This window comes from Pantoea sp. NGS-ED-1003, from assembly GCF_000738765.1.
Lineage (GTDB): Bacteria > Pseudomonadota > Gammaproteobacteria > Enterobacterales > Enterobacteriaceae > Pantoea > Pantoea septica.
On record NZ_JPQA01000001.1, the window covers coordinates 182,648 to 200,366 of the forward strand.

A 17,719-nucleotide genomic window follows, 5' to 3' on the forward strand; every position below is an offset into this window, starting at 1 on the left:
TCGCTTAACGGCGGGGAAGGGCAAAAGACCGATCGGTGATAATTAATAGCGCGAAGCTATAAGGCGGGGAAAGTGAGCAAAAAAAAGGGCGAGCCAGGCTCGCCCTCAGAACTTATTTCAGTTCCAGTTCGTTCATCGCGGCGATGCTGAAGCCGCCGTCAACGTGAACGATCTCGCCGGTGATGCCGCCGGCCAGGTCAGAACAGAGGAACGCCGCCGAGTTGCCGACGTCTTCGATGGTGACGGTGCGGCGAATCGGGGTAACCGCTTCGCAGTGCGCCAGCATCTTACGGAAATCCTTGATGCCTGACGCCGCCAGGGTACGGATCGGACCGGCGGAAACGGCGTTCACGCGTACCCCTTCCGGACCCATCGCGTTCGCCATATAGCGCACGTTGGCTTCCAGCGACGCTTTCGCCAGACCCATCACGTTGTAGTTCGGGATCGCGCGCTCTGCGCCCAGGTAGGAGAGCGTCAGCAGAGCGGAGTTGGGGTTCAGCATCTCGCGGCACTCTTTCGCCATCGCCACAAAGCTGTAGGCGCTGATGTCGTGAGCAATTTTAAAGCCTTCGCGGGTAACGGCGTTCACATAGTCGCCATCCAGCTGGTCGCCCGGGGCGAAGCCGATGGAGTGAACGAAACCGTCAAATTTCGGCCAGGTTTTTGCCAGTTCAGTAAACAGCGATTTGATGCTCTCGTCTTCGGCCACATCGCACGGCAGCACAATGTCTGAACCCAGATCTTTAGCAAACTCTTCCACACGACCTTTCAATTTGTCGTTCTGGTAGGTGAAAGCCAGTTCTGCGCCCTGCTTGTGCATCGCCTGCGCAATTCCGTAGGCAATAGAGAGTTTACTGGCAACGCCAGTAATCAGAATGCGCTTACCGGAAAGAAAACCCATAGCTGTAATCCTTATGGTCATAGTTGTTGGCGGTCGCATTGGTTAAAAAACAGGCGACCGCGTTAATCGACGTGCGGATTCTAGCACGTCTCAGGCAAATGGGGTAAACCAACCTGAATCAGGCCTCGCGGCGCCAGGCTTCCGCCGTCAGCGCTTCGCCGAAGTGGCTCGAAATCAGCCGTTTAGTCAGATCGTGCAGCGGCGAAGCCAGCACGTCGGCGGTGCCGCCGCGCTCCACCACTTCTCCCTGGTGCATCACCAGCACCTGATCGCTGATGTGCTTCATCATGCCGAGATGCTGCGTCACATAAATATAGGTGATGCCGTGCTGCTCCTGTAGCTCCAGCATCAGATTAACCAGCTGGGAGCGCATCGTCATATCGAGGGAGGCGAGGGCTTCGTCGGCGATAATCACTTTCGGCTGCAGGATCAGCGCGCGCGCCAGACCGAGGCGCTGCTTCTGGCCCGGCGCCAGCATATGGGGATAGTAGCCGGCGTGGTCGCGCAGCAGACCCACCTGGCGCAGCGTGGCGATAATACGCTTCTCGCGCGCCTCCGGCGCCAGATCGCTGTTGAGGCGCAGCGGCAGGTCGAGGATCTGGCTGACGCGCTGGCGCGGGTTGAGTGAAGTAGAGGGATCCTGAAAAATCATGCGGATGCGCTGGCTGCGGTAGCCGTAGTCGCCGAATTCAAGCGGATGATCGTTAATCAGGATTTCGCCGCTGCTCGGCGCCACCATGCCGCTCAGCATTTTCGCCAGCGTCGATTTGCCAGATCCGTTCTCGCCGATGATCGCCAGCGTCTGCTTCTCGCGCAGAATAAAACTCACCGACTTCACCGCCTCGACGTGCTGGCGGCGAAACAGCCCGGTGCGATAGCGGAAGGTTTTGCTCAGATTGCGCACTTCAAGCAGCGTCTCCACCTACTGCTCCTCCATATTCAGCGGAAAGTGGCAGGCGAAAAGGTGCGTTTTGCTGCCGCTCAGGCGCGGCGTTTCCACGCATTTGCGCTGCGCGTAGGGGCAGCGTGGGCCAAGCCGGCAGCCGATCGGCAGGCTTTCCAGCGAGGGGATCGCGCCGGAGAGCGTGTTCAGGCGGCTTTTGTGCGGCAGCGCGCGACCGAAATCGGGCATCGCGCGGATCAGCGCCTGCGTATAAGGATGGTGCGGTGTAACGATCAGATCGTCGCTGCCCGCGGTTTCGACGGTCTGCCCGCAGTACATTACGTTAATGCGGTCCGCCCACTGGCTCATGGTGCGCAGATCGTGGCTAATCAGCAGAATAGTGGTGTTGTTGTTCTGGTTGAGACGGCTCAGCAGGCGAAAAATTTGCGCCTGGGTGGTCGGCTCCATGGCGTTGGTGGGTTCGTCGGCGATCAGCAGGCGCGGCTGGTTGGCCAGCGCGATGGCGATCATCACCTTCTGGCACTCGCCTTCGGTCAGCTCGTAAGGAAAGCTGCGCATGATATCTTTATGATCTTTGATGCCGACGCGGTGCAGCAGCTCGATGGCGCGGGTTTTGCGCCAGAACCAGAAGCGTCCCATCCACGCACCTTTATAGGTCCAGCGCGGAATCGCCTGCATCAGCTGGCGGCCGATACGCTCCGAAGGATCGAGACAGGACTGCGGTTCCTGAAAAATCATCGAGACGTTGTGACCGACGATGCGGCGACGCTCGCGCGGCGACAGGCGCAGCAGATCGATATCGTCGAATACCATGCGATCGGCGGTGACGCGCCAGTTATCCTTGGTCACGCCGCAGATCGCCTTCGCCACCAGGCTTTTGCCCGAGCCCGATTCGCCCACTAACCCACGGACTTCGCCTTCCATCAGCGTCAGGTTGATGCGGTCCACCGCCTTGACGGGACCGTCGGCGGTCATAAATTCAATGGTCAGATTACGAATATCGAGTAACGGCATTATTCCACTCCCGCCTCTACAGCGCGGCGGATACCGTCGCCCAGCAGGTTAACGATTAATACGCTGATCATCAGCGCGGCACCCGGCAGCATCACGGTCCAGGGAGCGACATAAACCAGCTCCAGCGAATCGCCAAGCATCGCGCCCCATTCGGGCGAGGGCAGCTGCGCGCCGAGATCGAGAAAGCCGAGCGCGGCGATATCCAGAATCGCCAGCGACAGCGAGCGCGTCACTTCGCTGATCAGCATCGGCAGCACGTTGGGCAAAATCGCATGGCGCAGGATATCAACGTTGCTGGCGCCGTCGAGGCGCGCCGCCACCACATACTCTTTTTCCAGCTCGTCGTGCACCGCGCTATAGGTGGCGCGCACCAGACGCGGCAACAGCGCCAGCCAGATCGCCAGCAGCGCGTGCTCGAGGCGCGGGCCGAGAAAGGCCACCACGATAATCGCCAGCAGCAGCGTGGGGATCGACAACAGGGTATCCAGCACGTGATTCATAACGGCCGAGCGCAAACCGTGCGTAATGCCCGCCAGCACGCCAAGCGCCAGCCCGCACAGCGTAGCGAACAGCGTGACCAGAATGGCTGAACCCACGGTCGGCGCCACGCCGCTCAGCAGGCGGCTTAATACGTCGCGTCCTAAATCGTCGGTGCCGAGGAAAAAGGAGACGTCGCCGTAGCGCGACCAGGAGGGCGGCAGCAGCTGATAGCCGAGAAACTGCTGATCGATGCCGTAGGGCGCCAGCAACCCGCCGAACAGGCAGAGAAACAGCAGCGCGCCAAAGCCGTACAGCCCGATCATGGCGGTGGTGTTGCGATAAAAATGGTGCCAGCTGCGGCGAAACGCGCCGGGCAGCCGTTTTTCGGCATAGACGTTATCGTAGGGCATGCGCAATCGCCTGAAGGGGAATCAGCGTAGTGTGCAGCGCTTTACATTTTTCACTCATATCAATGCGTTGCCTAATTTTTCAGCGTTAGTGCGTCGGGCTGCGGCGTCGCCGCGTCAGCATGACGAAGTCTGTAGGGATTATCCGTCGATAACCCGCCTACAGGCAAGGAAAGGGCCGCAGCAATTTCGTGTCGGGCTTATGAAAGGTCACAATTTGCACCGTTAAGCGGGGCGTCGCCAGTTGGGCAGGCAGGCTAAAAAGAGACAGAAAAGTATTTCAATATTTTTGTCGTTTAAAAGCAAATATGTCAGCTTTTAAACCCTCTCTCAGGCGCATGATGTCTACATCGAGGCAAATCGCCTCACCAACTGAAATCAAATTTAAGGAATTGACCATGAAAATTATCAAAACTTTCGTTGTAGTTGCTGCTCTCTCCTCTGTATCATTCGGCAGCTTCGCTCAGAGCATTACCGCCTCAGCCGCCACGCTCGACGCGGCGGAAGCGCAAATTGCCGCGCAGGCGCATCAGGCTGGCGCAGCATACAAAATTACCGGGGCTCGCTTTGATAACGGCGCCTACGTTTCCGCTGAACTGATCAAATAACGCTGTCGCAATACCTGTTTCAGAGGCTGCTTAGCGCGGCCTTTGGCGTTTCTGGCGCGTCCTGTCCGCTACACTCTATTGAGATTAACGAACAGGAGAGACCATGACGGAGAAAAAACCCAACTCAGATCAGCGCCCGGCAGAGATCGCGCATCAACAGCTGTTACAGAGCGGCAGCGCCTGGAATGGCCAGCCCTATGAGGCTTATCCAGCGGGCAAACCGCAGATATCGGTGATGCGCATGTCGTTGCCCGCCCACAGCGAACTCCCCTGGCATACCCATCCCATGCCTAATACCGCCTATGTTCTTTCTGGACGCCTGACCATCGAAGACAAGCACAGCGGCGAACGATTTCACGCAGGCGCGGGAGAGGCGCTGAACGAAACGATCGACAGCGCGCACCGTGGCTACACCACCGACGAGCCGACCGAGTTAGTGATTTTCTATGCTGGCGTCGAAGGGCAGGAACTTTCCCAACCGCTGCCGGGAGAGGAAGCGGAGTTTTAGTCGTAACGTCCGCCTGGCCGGAAGCGCATCGAGAGCGATATACCGCAATGCGCTGCCGGCAACGGCGGCAACAATAATTTTATCTTAAACAAAAGATAAACCATTACTGCAATTCGACGATAAAAGGGCGCAGAAAAAACGCGTTATTTTACGTGCCCGTCAGTTACGAGACTTTACTCGCAGCATAAAACGGCGCCTGATTTTTCATGTGCGGAAATAAGATGACGCGGCGCGGAAAATCTGTTTGCCTTTCCTGTTTCTTTAACCGACCGGCCGATTTCACCAGGTCTGGAGAAAAGTTTTTTCTCGAGAGACGTGATTCTAAGCCCGAAAGTAAAGTAATTGAGTTGCAAGTATATTAAATTCAGGTTATTGATTTTATTTGAATTTTAACTATATTAATGTGCTAATTATTGGCTCGCTAATAATAAATATCGATAAAACAATCCACCTCCTTTACGTCATGCAGTTGAATTCGATGAAAGTCGATATAAATTCATATCGCAATGTTCACACTAAAATAATAACAAACAGATGTGGTCATATTATTAACCTCGTCCATCTTTACTGCCCTTGCATTTTCTCCCGCGCCAGATGAAAAAAAAGCGCCAGCCTGATTAAGGCTGTCTTAAGGTTTCGCCAGCATTATTTTCTCAACCCCGTCATGAAGCATGAGCTGGCGAGATTCACCAAACTTACGTCAAAAGGAAACAATTCCTTCATGTTTGTAAGATTTATTTCTTCAGGCGGCGCTTAGGCATTTATTTATTTCGAACATCTGAAACGGATGGGATTTTATTATGTCATTTCTCCCTTTTTCGCGGCCTTCGTTGGGTGAAGAGGAGCTGGCGGCGGTCAAAGCGGTGTTTGAATCCGGATGGATTACCACCGGTCCGCAAAATGTGGCGCTGGAACAGGCTTTTTGTCAGCTCACCGGCAATCAGCACGCCATCGCCGTCAGCTCGGCCACAGCGGGAATGCATGTCACGCTGCTGGCGCTCGGTATTCAGCCTGGCGATGAGGTGATAACGCCGTCGCTGACCTGGGTCTCTACCCTTAATATGATTACGCTGCTGGGCGCGACGCCGGTAATGATTGACGTCGATCGCGATACGCTGATGGTGACGCCCGAACAGATTGAGGCCGCCATCACGCCGCGCACCCGCGCCATCATTCCGGTGCACTACGCTGGCGCGCCGGCGGATGTGGACGCGATCCGCGCCCTGGGCGCGCGCTATGGCATTCCGGTCATCGAAGATGCCGCACACGCGGCGGGCTGCTATTACCAGGGACGCCATATCGGCAGCGCGGGCACCGCGATTTTCTCATTTCACGCCATTAAAAATATGACCTGCGCCGAAGGTGGGCTGATTGTCACCGATGACGCGCAGCTGGCGGATCGCATGCGCAGCCTGAAGTTTCACGGGCTGGGCGTCGACGCCTGGGATCGCCAGACACACGGGCGCAAGCCGCAGGCGGAAGTAGTGATGCCCGGCTTCAAGTACAACCTGCCCGATATCAGCGCGGCCATTGCGCTAACGCAGCTGAAAAAGCTCGCCGATTTCAATGCGCGCCGCGCCGCCATCGCCCAGCGCTATCTGCGCGAACTGGCCGACACGCCGTTTCTGCCGCTGGCGCAGCCGGCCTGGCCGCATCAGCACGCCTGGCATCTGTTTATCATTCGCATCGACGAAGCCGCCTGCGGCATCAGCCGCGATGCGCTGATGGAGGCGCTGAAGGCGCAGGATATCGGCACCGGCCTGCATTTCCGCGCCGCGCACACCCATAAATATTACCGCGAACACTATCCGCAGCTCTCGCTGCTCAACACCGAATGGAACAGCGAGCGCATCTGCTCTCTGCCGCTGTTTCCGGATATGCGCGATGAAGACGTCGCCCGCGTTGTCAGCGCGTTGCGTCAGCTGGCAGGAGTCTGAGATGCAGGAAGAAAAAGCGATTCGCAAAGTGTCCGTGGTTATCCCGGTCTACAACGAAGAAGAGAGCCTGGCGGAGCTGGTGCGCCGCACTGACGCCGCCTGCGCCACGCTGGGGCTGGAGTATGAAATTCTGCTGGTGGACGACGGCAGCGCTGACCGCTCCGCCCAGATGATCGACGATGCCGCCGACATGCCCGGCAGCCATGTGGTCGGCGTGTTGCTGAACCGCAACTACGGCCAGCACTCGGCGATTATGGCCGGTTTCAGCCATGTCTCCGGCGATCTGATCATTACCCTGGACGCCGATCTGCAAAATCCGCCGGAGGAGATCCCGAACCTGGTGCGCGCCGCGCAGCAGGGCTATGACGTGGTCGGCACCGTGCGCCAGAACCGCCAGGACAGCTGGTTTCGCCGCCGCGCCTCACGCGCCATCAATCACCTGATCCAGCGCGTCACCGGAAAAGCGATGGGGGATTACGGCTGCATGCTGCGCGCCTATCGCCGCCATATCGTTGATGCGATGCTGAACTGCCACGAGCGCAGCACCTTTATCCCTATCCTCGCCAACACCTTCGCGCGGCGCACCATCGAACTGCCGGTGACCCACGCCGAGCGCGAATTCGGCGACTCCAAATACAGCTTTATGAAGCTGATTAACCTGATGTACGACCTGGTGACCTGCCTGACCACCACGCCGCTGCGTCTGCTGAGCATCGTCGGCAGCCTGATCGCGCTGGCCGGTTTCGCCTTCTCGCTGGTGTTGATCGTGCTGCGCCTGTTTCTCGGCGCCAGCTGGGCGGGCGACGGCGTCTTTGTGCTGTTCGCCATCCTGTTTATCTTTGTCGGCGCGCAGTTTATCGGCATGGGGCTGCTCGGCGAATATATCGGGCGCATCTACAACGACGTGCGCGCGCGGCCTCGCTACTTTATCCAGCGTGTTATCCACCCCCAGCAAAAAGCCACTTCTGTACAGGAATCTGAGCAATGAAAACCATCGTCTTCGCCTACGCCGAAATGGGCTGTGCGGGCATCAGCGCGCTACTGAACGCCGGGTATGAAATCAGCGCCATCTTCACCCATGCCGACACCTCGCCGGAAAGCCACGCCTTTCCCTCCGTGGCGCGCCTCGCGGCGGAGCAGGGCATCCCGGTTTACGCGCCGGAAGACGCCAGCCATCCGCTGTGGGTCGACCGCATTAAAGCGATGCAGCCGGACTTTATCTTCTCGTTCTACTACCGCGCGCTGCTGAGCGACAGCATTCTCCGCACCGCCCGCCTGGGCGCCTTTAACCTGCACGGCTCGCTGCTGCCGAAATATCGCGGCCGCGCGCCGCTCAACTGGGTGCTGGTCAACGGCGAAACGGAAACCGGCGTAACGCTGCACCACATGGTGAAGCGCGCCGACGCGGGGGATATCGTGGCGCAGCAGCGCGTGGCGATCGATGCGCAGGACAACGCCCTGACGCTGCACCGCAAGCTGGTCGCCTGCGCCACCGAACTGCTGGAAGGGGCGCTGCCGGCGATGAAGCGCGGGGATATCGCCGCGCGGCCGCAGAACCACAGCGAAGCGACCCTGGTCGGCCGCCGCACGCCGGACGACGGACGCATCAACTGGGCGTGGCCGGCGCAGCGGGTGAACAACCTGGTGCGCGCCGTCACCGATCCCTGGCCAGGGGCCTTCGCCTTTGCCGGCACGCTGAAATTCGTGGTGTGGAAAGGGCGCGTGCACGCAGACGCGCCGCCGGCGAAGCCTGGCACGGTGCTGTCGGTCGATCCTTTTCTGATCGCCTGCGGCGACGGCGCGCTGGAGGTGCTGACCGGTCAGAGCGACAACGGCGTCTATATGAACGGCAGCCAGCTGGCGCAAAGCCTGGGCATGGTGCCGGGCGCGCTGCTCTATTCGCAGCCGGTTGCCGCGGTGAAGCGTCGCACCCGCGTGTTGATCCTCGGCGTCAACGGCTTTATCGGCAACCACCTGACAGAACGTCTGCTGCAGGATGACAACTTCGAGGTTTACGGGCTCGATATCGGCTCTGACGCCATCAGCCGTTTTCTCGATCAGCCGCGTTTCCACTTTGTCGAAGGCGATATCAGCATTCACTCCGAATGGATTGAGTACCACATCAAAAAGTGTGACGTGGTGCTGCCGCTGGTGGCGATCGCCACGCCGATTGAGTACACCCGCAACCCGCTGCGCGTGTTCGAGCTCGACTTCGAAGAGAACCTGAAGATTATTCGCGACTGTGTGAAGTACAAAAAGCGCATCATCTTTCCGTCCACCTCCGAAGTCTACGGCATGTGTACCGACAACCACTTCGACGAGGATCACTCCAACCTGGTGGTCGGCCCGATCAACAAGCAGCGCTGGATCTACTCGGTGTCGAAACAGCTGCTGGACCGCGTCATCTGGGCCTACGGCGAAAAAGAGGGGCTGCGCTTTACCCTGTTCCGTCCATTTAACTGGATGGGGCCGCGTCTCGATAACCTGAACGCCGCCCGTATCGGCAGCTCGCGCGCCATTACCCAGCTGATCCTCAACCTGGTGGAAGGCTCGCCGATCAAGCTGATCGACGGCGGGGCGCAGAAGCGCTGCTTTACCGATATTCGCGACGGCATCGAAGCGCTGTTTCGCATTATTGAAAACAAAAACGGCAACTGCGACGGCCAGATCGTCAACATCGGCAATCCCGACAACGAGGCCAGCATCAAAGAGCTGGCGGAGCATCTGCTGGCGAGCTTCGAGCGCCATCCGCTGCGCGACCGCTTTCCGCCGTTCGCCGGTTTCCGCGAAGTGGAAAGCAGCAGCTACTACGGCAAGGGCTATCAGGATGTCGAGCACCGCAAGCCCTCGATCAAAAACGCGCGTCGTCTGCTGAACTGGACGCCGACGGTGGAGATGGACACCACCATCGATAACACGCTCGACTTCTTCCTGCGCACCGTCGAGCTGCAGGAGAAGCCATGAAGAAAGTCGGGCTACGCGTCGACGTCGACACCTGGCGAGGCACGAAGCTAGGCGTGCCGGCGCTGCTGGAGCAGTTCAGCCTGCATCAGCTGCAAGCGAGCTTCTTTTTCAGCGTCGGGCCGGACAACATGGGACGCCACCTGTGGCGTCTGATGAAGCCGCGTTTCTTATGGAAGATGCTGCGCTCGCGCGCGGCGTCGCTCTACGGCTGGGACATCCTGCTGGCTGGCACCGCCTGGCCGGGACGGGATATCGGGCGCGGGCTGGCTGACATTATGCGCGCGGCGGCGGAGCACCATGAAATTGGCCTGCACGCCTGGGATCACTTCGCCTGGCAAACCTGGGCGGGCGTCTGGCCGCAGGAAAAGCTGAATCAGCAGATCGCGCGCGGCAAAAGGGCGCTGGAGGCGATAATCGGTGACGTTGTCACCTGTTCCGCCGTGGCGGGCTGGCGCGCCGATACGCGCGTGATCGCCGCTAAAGAGGCGTTCGGCTTTCGCTACAACAGCGACTGCCGCGGCAGCGGGCCTTTTATCCCGCTGCTGGCTGACGGCCGTCCGGCGACGGTGCAAATCCCGGTGACCCTGCCCACCTGGGACGAAGTGGTCGGCCAGCAGGTGAGCGCAGCGGCGTTCAACGACTACATCCTTGAGCAGATAATGGCCGCCCGCGGCTCGCCGGTTTACACCATTCATGCCGAGGTCGAGGGCATCGTGGGACTGCCCGCCTTCCGCGAGCTGCTGACGCGCGCGGAACGGATGGGCATTCGCTTTTGTCCGCTCAGCGAGCTGCTGCCTGAGGATCTGGCGACGCTGCCGCAGGGCAAAGTGGTACGCGGCGAGATCGCCGGGCGCGAAGGCTGGCTGGGCTGCCAGCGTTAACTCAAGACAGGACGCTTCTCTTATGTGGACACCGATGCGCGCAGGGACGAAAACGGCGCTGCTGCTGGCGCTTTTCGCCCTCTATTACCTGATTCCAGTTGAGTTCCGCAGCCTGTGGCAGCCGGATGAAACCCGCTACGCCGAGATCAGCCGCGAAATGGTGGCGGGCGGCAGCTGGGTGGTGCCGCACTTTTTCGGCCTGCGCTACTTTGAAAAACCGATTGCCGGCTACTGGGTCAATAACATTGGCCAGCTGCTGTTCGGCCACACCCTGTTCGGCGTGCGCGCGGGCGCCATTTTCAGCACCGCGCTGAGCGCGCTGCTGCTCTACTGGCTCGGCGTGCGGATGTTCGCCAGCCGCGCCGTTGCGCTCAGCGGCAGCGTGATTTTTCTTACCTCGTTGCTGGTATACGGCATCGGCACCTACGCGGTGCTCGATCCCATTCTGCTGCTGTGGCTGGTGGCGGCGATGTGCAGCTACTGGCTGGCGGCCCAGGCGAGCGGCACGCGGCAGCGGCTGTGCGGCTATCTGCTGCTCGGCGTCGCCTGCGCCATGGGCTTTATGACCAAGGGCTTTCTGGCGCTGGCGGTGCCGGTGCTGGCGATCGCGCCCTGGGCCATCTGGCAGCGTCGCTTCGGCGAACTGCTGCGCTGGGGAATGCTGACCGTCGCGACGGCGGTAGTGATTAGCGCGCCCTGGGCGCTGGCGATCGCGCGGCAGGAGGGGGATTTCTGGCACTACTTCTTCTGGGTGGAGCATATCCAGCGTTTCGCCGACGCTGATGCCCAGCACAAAGCGCCGTTCTGGTACTACCTGCCGGTGGTGCTGGCGGGCTCGCTGCCCTGGCTGGCGCTGCTGCCCGGCGCGCTGGCCGCGGCGTGGCGGCAGCGCGGAAGGCATGCCGACGCCGCCTATCTGTTGAGCTGGGTGCTGTTGCCGCTGCTGTTTTTCAGCATCGCCAAAGGCAAGCTGCCAACCTATATCCTGCCGTGCTTCGCGCCGCTGGCGCTGCTGATGGCGCGCTACGCCCACAGCGGCGGCGCGCGGCTCGGCAGGGTGTTCCGCATCAACGGCGGGATCAACCTGCTCTTCGGCCTGCTCGCCACCGCGGCGGTGGTCCTGTTTCTCGCGCCCTGGGGGCTGGCGCGCCATCCGCTCTACGCGCGCGACGAGGTGCTGCGCGCGGCGGCGGCGGCGGCGGCCTTTGCCGGCTGGGGCATCGCGGGCTGGCTGAGCCTGCGGCCGGGCAGCAACCGCTGGCAGCTGGCGGCGCTCTGTCCGCTGGCGCTGGCGCTGCTGGTGGGGTACGCCATTCCGCAGAAGGTGCGCGATTCGAAGCAGCCGCTGAGCTTCGTCAGCGCGGTGCGCGAGCGGCTGGCGGGCAGCCGCTATCTGCTGGCCGATAATCCGGGCGTCGCCTCAGCGATCGCCTGGACGCTGCGCCGCAGCGACATCACCCTCTATGACGCCAAAGGCGAAGTGCAGTATGGCCTGAGCTATCCCGACGCTCAGGCGCGCTACGTCGATGGCGCGGCCTTCGCCGACTGGCTGCAGGCGCATCGTCGCCACGGGCGCGTGTCGGTGGTCATCATGCTCAATTCGGGCGAGAAAGCGCCTGACGCGACCATGCCGACGCCGGACGAGAGATATCGGCAGGGGCGGCTGGTCTACTACGGCTACGACGAAAAACCATGAGCCTGCTGCTGATTGCGCTGGTGAGCCTGCTGAGCTGCCTCGCGCAGCTCTGCCAGAAGCAGGCGGCGACCCTCGGCGCGCGCCACGGTAAAAGCCGCCTGATGCTGTGGATTGGCTTAAGCCTGCTGCTGCTGGGCGTCGCGATGCTGCTCTGGCTATGGGTGCTGCGGCGGGTGCCGGTCAGCGTCGCCTATCCGATGCTCAGCATTAACTTTGTGCTGGTGGCGCTCGCCGCGCGGCTGATCTGGCAGGAAAGCTATACCCTGCGTCAGTGGCTCGGCACGCTGGCGATCGTGGCGGGCGTGGCGTTGATCGGGAGCCATCTGTGAAAGGCGTTATGCTGGGGATCGGTTCGGTGCTGCTGGTGACGCTGGCGCAGCTGACGCTGCGCCTGGCGATGCGCGATTTCCCGTCTGTCGAGGCGTGGATAAGTTATGACTGGATGCGCCACGCCAGGACGCTGCTGCTCGCTGCCGGACTGGGCGCCTATGCGCTTTCCATGCTCTGCTGGATGCTGGCGCTGCGCCATCTGCCGCTCAACCGGCTCTATCCGCTGCTGAGTCTGAGCTACGTGCTGGTATGGCTGGCAGCGGTGCTGCTTCCGGCATTCGGCGAGCCGTTTCGCTGGAGCGGCCTGGCGGGCGTGCTGCTGATCGTGCTGGGCCTGCTGGCGATTACCGTACCGCCGCGCCGGAAAAAGCTATAACAGACAGATGCCGTCCGTTCCGGCAATGCAGTTGCGTCCCGCTTTTTTCGCTACATAGAGCGCCTCGTCGGCGGCGAGCTTGAGGGAATCAGGCGAGTCGCCGGGCGGCGAGGCGCTGATACCCGCGCTCAGAGTGACGATTTTATCCGGCAGATCGCTCGCCTCATGGGGCAGCGCCGCGCGGCGGATCGCCTCCAGCGCCCGGTGCGCCACTTTTTCAGCGTCGCGGGCATGGGTGCCCGGCAGAATAATGGCGAACTCTTCGCCGCCGTAGCGGGTGACCCGGTCGGTGCTGCGCAGCGGCAGGTGCTTGAGCACCGCCGCCACCTCCTGCAGGCACCGGTCGCCGGCGATATGGCCATACTCATCGTTGTAGCGTTTGAAATAGTCCACGTCGAACATAATCAGCGAGACGGGCGAGGCGGTGCCCTGCAGGCTTTTCTCCAGATAAAAATCGAACTGCCGCCGGTTGCCCAGCCCGGTCAGGCCATCCAGCATCGCCAGATCGCTGAGCGTGCCGTTGAGGCGCGTCAGCTCATCCTGCGAGCGCATCAGCGCCTGCTGGCTGCGCTGATTGGCGCGCAGCTGACGCAGCACCAGATAGCCGAACAGCAGCACCAGCAGCCAGGTAAAGATATTCACGCCGATGCCGGTGATATTGCTCTTCCACCAGGCGTGCCGGATCGCCCGGGTTTCATAGCCGACCGCCACCACCAGCGGATAGCGCTCCAGCCGGGCGTAGCCGAAAAGACGCTCCTCGCCGTCGAGGCGGCTGTGCCAGGTGGCGCTGCCGATGCGCGACTGGCGCAGCAGGCGGGTAAACAGCGGGCTGGAAGAGAGGCTGCGGTTGAGGACGCTATCGGGAAAAGGGCGGGCGTAAAGCAAGAGGCCGTCGGTGTTCATCAGCGCCAGCAGATCGCCCGGGCTCTGTTCATACCAGCCGTAAAACTGGCGGAAAAAAGCGACTTTTACCGAGCCGAGCGCTACGCCGCGGAAATTGCCCGCCGCGTCGTTTAGCCGCAGAGAAACCGGGATCACCAGCTCATCGGCGCTGCGGCTGCGAATGACGTGGCCGATATGCGCGCCCGGATCGGCATGGTCGCGGTGCCAGATAAAGGACTCGCGGTCGGCGTTATTCATCTGCTTAAACTGCATGTCGCGCGAGGTAGCCAGCCAGTTGCCCTCTTTATCATAAACAAAGAGTCCGGCCAGCTGCGGCAGCGGCAGCGAGAGTCCGGCGAGAATGCCGTTTCTGCCGCTGTACGCCTCAGGACGGCTAAACACCTCATCTCCCTGGCGGGCGATCTCATCCAGCGCAATATTGACCTGTAGAAAGGTGTCCTGCGCCTGGCGGGAGAGCGACAGCGACTGGTTGCGCGCCTGCACCGAGACATCCTGCAGCCGGTTCTGCCACGACTGCCAGAGCGCCCAACTGCATGCCGTCACGATAAAAACGCTGATAAAAAGCAGAAACAGCAGCACAAAGCGCTCTGTTTTCCTGGAGCGGGGCAATGGCAAAGTCTCTCTCCGGTAAAACAACGGGTTATCTGTAAAAGGTAGCAGTAAAAAGCGGACCTGGCGGCGGGCGGAAGCGAGAGAGAGCTGGCGCGTCGGGAAGCGCAGCGGCAAAGCGGGCCGCGCCGCGGCGGGTTGATGCCCGCCGGGCGTAGAGAGCCCGCGACAAGGCGTTACGGCTGGGTAAAATCCGGCGTGCTTTTCAGTACCTTGACCGCCAGGGCGATATCGGGTGCCAGCCAGCGATCCTGCTGCCAGTTGGCCACCACCGCCCGCAGGCGGTGCAGCGCCCGCCGCGTGCCCGAGGCGAGCGCCGCGTCGCCGTGAAAATCGAGCGCCTGGGCGGCGAGCAGATATTCTATAGCCAGGATGTGCCAGACATTTTCCAGCAGCTTCAGCAGCTTGAGCGCCGCGCCGGTGCCCAGACTCAGGTGATCCTCCTGCAAGCCCGAGGTGACATAGTTATCCAGCACCGCAGGCTGCGCCAGCTGGCGATTCTCGGCGCAGAGCGACGCCGCCACATACTGCGCGATCATCATGCCGGAGTTAACGCCCGGCTGCGCCACCAGAAAGGGCGGCAGGCCGCTCACCAGCGGATTAACCAGCCGGTCGAGCCGCCGCTCGGCGATGCTGCCGATCTCCGCCATGGCGATCGCCAGCAGATCCGCCGCCATCGCCACTGACTCACCGTGCGGGTTGGCCTGCGACACTACGCGCCAGCTCTCCGGCGTGCCGAGCACCAGCGGGTTGTCGGTGCAGGCGTTGAGCTCGGTCTCGATCTGGCGCGCGGCGTGCGCGAACTGATCGCGGCTGGCGCCGTGCACCTGCGGCATCGAACGCAGGCTGAGCGCGTCCTGCGTGCGGACGCCGACGCTGGCCGCCAGCAGCGGACTGTCGCCCAGCAGCTGACGCAGCCGCTGGCCGCTGATCTGCATGCCGGGACTCGCCTTAAGCGCCAGCACCTCAGGGTCGAACGCCGCCAGCTGGCCGCGTAGCGCCTCGAAACTCATCGCGCCGGTGATGTCCGCCCAGTTCAGCAGGCGCGCGGCATCGTCCAGCGCCAGGCAGGCGAGACCGGTCATGCAGGGCGTACCGTTCACCAGGCTCAGCCCCTCTTTGGCGCCGGGACGCCAGGGCGTCAGGCCAGCCAGCGCGAGCGCCTGCGCGGCGGGCATAGGCTGATTTTGATACTCCACCTCGCCGACGCCGATCAGCGCCAGACCGATATGCGCCATATGGCTCAGGTAGCCGACCGAGCCCTGCGACGGCACCTGCGGCGTAATCTGATGATTCAGCAGCGCCAGCATATGCTGCACCAGCCCGGCCGATACGCCCGATTTGCCGTGGCTGTAGTTGGCGATCGCCGCGCACAGAATGGCGCGCGCCTGCTCGCGCGTCAGCAGCGGGCCGACGCCGCAGGCGTGGCTCAGCAGGGTATTGCGCGACAGCTGGCTAAGCTGCTCGTCCGCCAGCGTGATATTGCACAGCGCGCCGAGGCCGGTGTTGACGCCGTAGGCGATCTGCCCGCTGGCGACGATCTCATCGACAATGGCGCGCCCCTGGGCGATACGCTGCCAGGCGCTGGCGCTTAGACTTAACTCCGCATCGTGCCGCGCCACCGCGACCAGATCCTGCCACCGCAGCGGCCCGTCGCCCCAGACCAAGGTCATGACGGCTGCCCCGCGGCGTGGTGGCTGGAGATAAACTGCTTAAAGCGCTGCGAGCCCTGCTGGCCGAACATTGCCTCGGGTTCGCCCTGACAGTCGATGGTGCCCTGATGCATAAACACCACGCGGTTGGAGACGTTGCGCGCGAAGCCCATTTCGTGCGTCACCACCAGCATGGTGCGTCCCTCTTCGGCCAGGCTGCGCATCACCTTCAGCACTTCGCCCACCAGTTCGGGATCGAGCGCGGAGGTCGGCTCGTCGAACAGCATCACCTCGGGATCCATCGCCAGCGCGCGGGCGATCGCCACGCGCTGCTGCTGACCGCCGGAGAGCTGCGCCGGATAGAAATCTTTGCGGTTGAGCAGGCCGACGCGATCCAGCAGCTGCTCCGCCTGGGCGATGCAGCTTTTTCTGTCGCGCTTCAGCACGTAGTGCGGTCCTTCGATGACGTTTTGCAGCACCGTCATGTGCGACCAGAGATTAAAGCTCTGAAACACCATGCCGAGACGGGAGCGCAGGCGTTCGATCTGCCGGGGATTGGCCGCCAGCTGATGGCCGCGCGCATGGCGCTTCATTTCGATGGTTTCGCCGCCGACGCTGACCACGCCGGCGTCGGGCGTCTCCAGCAGGTTAATGCAGCGCAGCAGGGTGCTTTTTCCCGAGCCGCTGGCGCCGAGAATCGAAATAACATCGCCTTTGTGCGCCTGCAGCGAAATGCCTTTCAGAACTTCCATGGCGCCGAAGGATTTATGAATATCCGTGGCGGACAGGGTAACGGGGGATGTGGAATGCATATTACTCTCCGACAAGCGGTTTAACGGCGGATAACGGCTTTTTTGCCGTGCGATGCACCGGGGTCAGACGACGCTCCAGCAGCGCGTAGAGCTGGACGATAATAAAATTCAGCAGCAGGTAGATCGCAGCGGCGCAGAGAAACACCTCCATAGTGCGGTAGGTGCGCTGGATGATTTGCTGCGCCACGCCCGTCACGTCCCAGACGGTGACGAGGCTGGCCAGCGCGGTGGATTTCACCAGCAGAATCGCCTCGGTGGAGTAGGCGGGCAGCGCATAGCGCAGCATCACCGGCGCGATAATGCGGCGCAGCAGCAGCCAGCGCGACATGCCGCAGGCGAGGCCGGCCTCGACCTGACCGGCGGGCACGGCGAGCAGCGCGCCGCGCAGGATCTCCGCCGTATAGGCTGCGGTACAGAGCGACAGCGCCAGCACCGCGCAAATAAAGGGCTCGCGCAGGAACGGCCAGACGATGCTGTGGCGGATCACGCCGAACTGCCCAAGCCCGTAGTAGATAAGGAAGAGCTGGATCATCAGCGGCGAGCCGCGAAACACCAGAATGTAGCCGCGCGCGAAGCCGCTCAGCAGCCGCCAGCGGCTCATGCGCAGCGCCAGAATGCCGATCGCCAGCACGCCGCCGCACAGAAAGGCGCTGATAAACAGGCCGAGGGTCACCGGTAGGGCGGCGCTCAGCTTAAGAAAGGTGTCGGAGAGAAAGGCGAAATCAATCATGCTGCTG

At 61.7% G+C, this 17,719-nt stretch carries 17 protein-coding genes; 9 read left to right on the plus strand and 8 right to left on the minus strand.

Annotation, left to right across the window (positions count from 1 at the left end; translation table 11 throughout):
• Positions 1-112 precede the first annotated feature (112 nt).
• The 4 genes from fabI to sapC form a co-directional block, all read right to left on the minus strand.
• Entirely contained in the window at positions 113-901 is a 789-nt protein-coding gene (gene fabI / locus JS46_RS00875; protein ID WP_033746867.1) for an enoyl-ACP reductase FabI, read from the minus strand.
• Between the two features lie 118 nt (positions 902-1,019).
• A complete protein-coding gene (sapF, locus tag JS46_RS00880) occupies positions 1,020-1,823 on the minus strand; it encodes a putrescine export ABC transporter ATP-binding protein SapF (RefSeq protein WP_033746870.1) in 804 nt (267 codons plus the stop codon).
• Positions 1,824-2,819: a putrescine export ABC transporter ATP-binding protein SapD gene (gene sapD, locus JS46_RS00885; RefSeq protein WP_033746872.1), complete on the minus strand. Its 996-nt coding sequence runs from the start codon at positions 2,817-2,819 to the stop codon at positions 1,824-1,826.
• Positions 2,819-3,709 carry a putrescine export ABC transporter permease SapC gene (sapC, locus tag JS46_RS00890; protein WP_033746874.1) on the minus strand — a complete coding sequence of 297 codons (891 nt, stop codon included), beginning with the start codon at positions 3,707-3,709 and terminating at the stop codon, positions 2,819-2,821. Before sapC ends, sapD begins: the two co-directional genes overlap by 1 nt.
• Before the next feature lie 395 nt (positions 3,710-4,104).
• Here sapC and JS46_RS00895 point away from each other — a divergent pair, with 395 nt between their 5' ends.
• From JS46_RS00895 to arnF, 9 genes are all read left to right on the plus strand, one after another.
• Positions 4,105-4,314, plus strand: a complete 210-nt coding sequence (locus JS46_RS00895; protein ID WP_033746875.1) for a DUF1471 domain-containing protein — start codon at positions 4,105-4,107, stop codon at positions 4,312-4,314.
• 103 nt (positions 4,315-4,417) lie between these two features.
• Positions 4,418-4,822 (plus strand): cupin domain-containing protein, encoded by a 405-nt coding sequence (locus JS46_RS00900; RefSeq protein ID WP_033746877.1) that lies wholly within the window; start codon positions 4,418-4,420, stop codon positions 4,820-4,822.
• Between the two features lie 797 nt (positions 4,823-5,619).
• On the plus strand, positions 5,620-6,759 hold the full coding sequence (gene arnB / locus JS46_RS00905; RefSeq protein ID WP_152560649.1) for a UDP-4-amino-4-deoxy-L-arabinose aminotransferase: 1,140 nt from the start codon (positions 5,620-5,622) through the stop codon (positions 6,757-6,759).
• A 1-nt stretch (position 6,760) separates the two neighbouring features.
• Complete coding sequence (gene arnC / locus JS46_RS00910; protein WP_033746882.1) at positions 6,761-7,747, plus strand: undecaprenyl-phosphate 4-deoxy-4-formamido-L-arabinose transferase; 987 nt, start codon at positions 6,761-6,763, stop codon at positions 7,745-7,747.
• A complete protein-coding gene (arnA, locus tag JS46_RS00915; protein WP_033746885.1) occupies positions 7,744-9,723 on the plus strand; it encodes a bifunctional UDP-4-amino-4-deoxy-L-arabinose formyltransferase/UDP-glucuronic acid oxidase ArnA in 1,980 nt (659 codons plus the stop codon). Before arnC ends, arnA begins: the two co-directional genes overlap by 4 nt.
• The gene (gene arnD, locus JS46_RS00920; RefSeq protein WP_033746887.1) at positions 9,720-10,604 is read left to right on the plus strand and encodes a 4-deoxy-4-formamido-L-arabinose-phosphoundecaprenol deformylase; all 885 of its coding nucleotides are present in this window, start codon (positions 9,720-9,722) and stop codon (positions 10,602-10,604) included. The genes arnA and arnD overlap by 4 nt, the downstream gene beginning before the upstream one ends.
• A gap of 34 nt (positions 10,605-10,638) precedes the next feature.
• Complete coding sequence (gene arnT / locus JS46_RS00925) at positions 10,639-12,300, plus strand: lipid IV(A) 4-amino-4-deoxy-L-arabinosyltransferase (RefSeq protein WP_033746890.1); 1,662 nt, start codon at positions 10,639-10,641, stop codon at positions 12,298-12,300.
• A complete protein-coding gene (gene arnE / locus JS46_RS00930; protein ID WP_033746892.1) occupies positions 12,297-12,629 on the plus strand; it encodes a 4-amino-4-deoxy-L-arabinose-phosphoundecaprenol flippase subunit ArnE in 333 nt (110 codons plus the stop codon). The genes arnT and arnE overlap by 4 nt, the downstream gene beginning before the upstream one ends.
• The gene (arnF, locus tag JS46_RS00935; RefSeq protein WP_152560650.1) at positions 12,626-13,006 is read left to right on the plus strand and encodes a 4-amino-4-deoxy-L-arabinose-phosphoundecaprenol flippase subunit ArnF; all 381 of its coding nucleotides are present in this window, start codon (positions 12,626-12,628) and stop codon (positions 13,004-13,006) included. Before arnE ends, arnF begins: the two co-directional genes overlap by 4 nt.
• Here the strand turns inward: arnF and JS46_RS00940 are convergent.
• The 4 genes from JS46_RS00940 to JS46_RS00955 all read right to left on the minus strand — a co-directional run bounded on the left by JS46_RS00940 (position 13,001) and on the right by JS46_RS00955 (position 17,712).
• Positions 13,001-14,488 carry a sensor domain-containing diguanylate cyclase gene (locus JS46_RS00940; protein ID WP_051905531.1) on the minus strand — a complete coding sequence of 496 codons (1,488 nt, stop codon included), beginning with the start codon at positions 14,486-14,488 and terminating at the stop codon, positions 13,001-13,003. The two genes, arnF and JS46_RS00940, sit on opposite strands and share 6 nt — an antisense overlap.
• A 206-nt stretch (positions 14,489-14,694) precedes the next feature.
• Positions 14,695-16,191, minus strand: coding sequence for a histidine ammonia-lyase (gene hutH / locus JS46_RS00945; protein WP_033746897.1), 1,497 nt, complete (start codon positions 16,189-16,191; stop codon positions 14,695-14,697).
• Positions 16,188-16,982 carry an ABC transporter ATP-binding protein gene (locus JS46_RS00950; RefSeq protein ID WP_033746900.1) on the minus strand — a complete coding sequence of 265 codons (795 nt, stop codon included), beginning with the start codon at positions 16,980-16,982 and terminating at the stop codon, positions 16,188-16,190. The genes hutH and JS46_RS00950 overlap by 4 nt, the downstream gene beginning before the upstream one ends.
• A gap of 1 nt (position 16,983) precedes the next feature.
• Positions 16,984-17,712 carry an ABC transporter permease gene (locus JS46_RS00955; protein WP_033746902.1) on the minus strand — a complete coding sequence of 243 codons (729 nt, stop codon included), beginning with the start codon at positions 17,710-17,712 and terminating at the stop codon, positions 16,984-16,986.
• Positions 17,713-17,719: the final 7 nt, after the last annotated feature.

Bases quoted from the DNA above. Each gene is read 5' to 3' on its own strand.
- arnT (WP_033746890.1), top strand. From the start codon at position 10,639: ATGCGCGCAGGGACGAAAACGGCGCTGCTGCTGGCGCTTTTCGCCCTC.
- JS46_RS00955 (WP_033746902.1), bottom strand. From the start codon at position 17,712: ATGATTGATTTCGCCTTTCTCTCCGACACCTTTCTTAAGCTGAGCGCC.
- JS46_RS00950 (WP_033746900.1), bottom strand. From the start codon at position 16,982: ATGCATTCCACATCCCCCGTTACCCTGTCCGCCACGGATATTCATAAA.
- hutH (WP_033746897.1), bottom strand. From the start codon at position 16,191: ATGACCTTGGTCTGGGGCGACGGGCCGCTGCGGTGGCAGGATCTGGTC.
- arnE (WP_033746892.1), top strand. From the start codon at position 12,297: ATGAGCCTGCTGCTGATTGCGCTGGTGAGCCTGCTGAGCTGCCTCGCG.
- sapC (WP_033746874.1), bottom strand. From the start codon at position 3,709: ATGCCCTACGATAACGTCTATGCCGAAAAACGGCTGCCCGGCGCGTTT.
- sapD (WP_033746872.1), bottom strand. From the start codon at position 2,819: ATGCCGTTACTCGATATTCGTAATCTGACCATTGAATTTATGACCGCC.
- fabI (WP_033746867.1), bottom strand. From the start codon at position 901: ATGGGTTTTCTTTCCGGTAAGCGCATTCTGATTACTGGCGTTGCCAGT.
- JS46_RS00900 (WP_033746877.1), top strand. From the start codon at position 4,418: ATGACGGAGAAAAAACCCAACTCAGATCAGCGCCCGGCAGAGATCGCG.
- JS46_RS00895 (WP_033746875.1), top strand. From the start codon at position 4,105: ATGAAAATTATCAAAACTTTCGTTGTAGTTGCTGCTCTCTCCTCTGTA.
- arnC (WP_033746882.1), top strand. From the start codon at position 6,761: ATGCAGGAAGAAAAAGCGATTCGCAAAGTGTCCGTGGTTATCCCGGTC.
- arnD (WP_033746887.1), top strand. From the start codon at position 9,720: ATGAAGAAAGTCGGGCTACGCGTCGACGTCGACACCTGGCGAGGCACG.
- arnA (WP_033746885.1), top strand. From the start codon at position 7,744: ATGAAAACCATCGTCTTCGCCTACGCCGAAATGGGCTGTGCGGGCATC.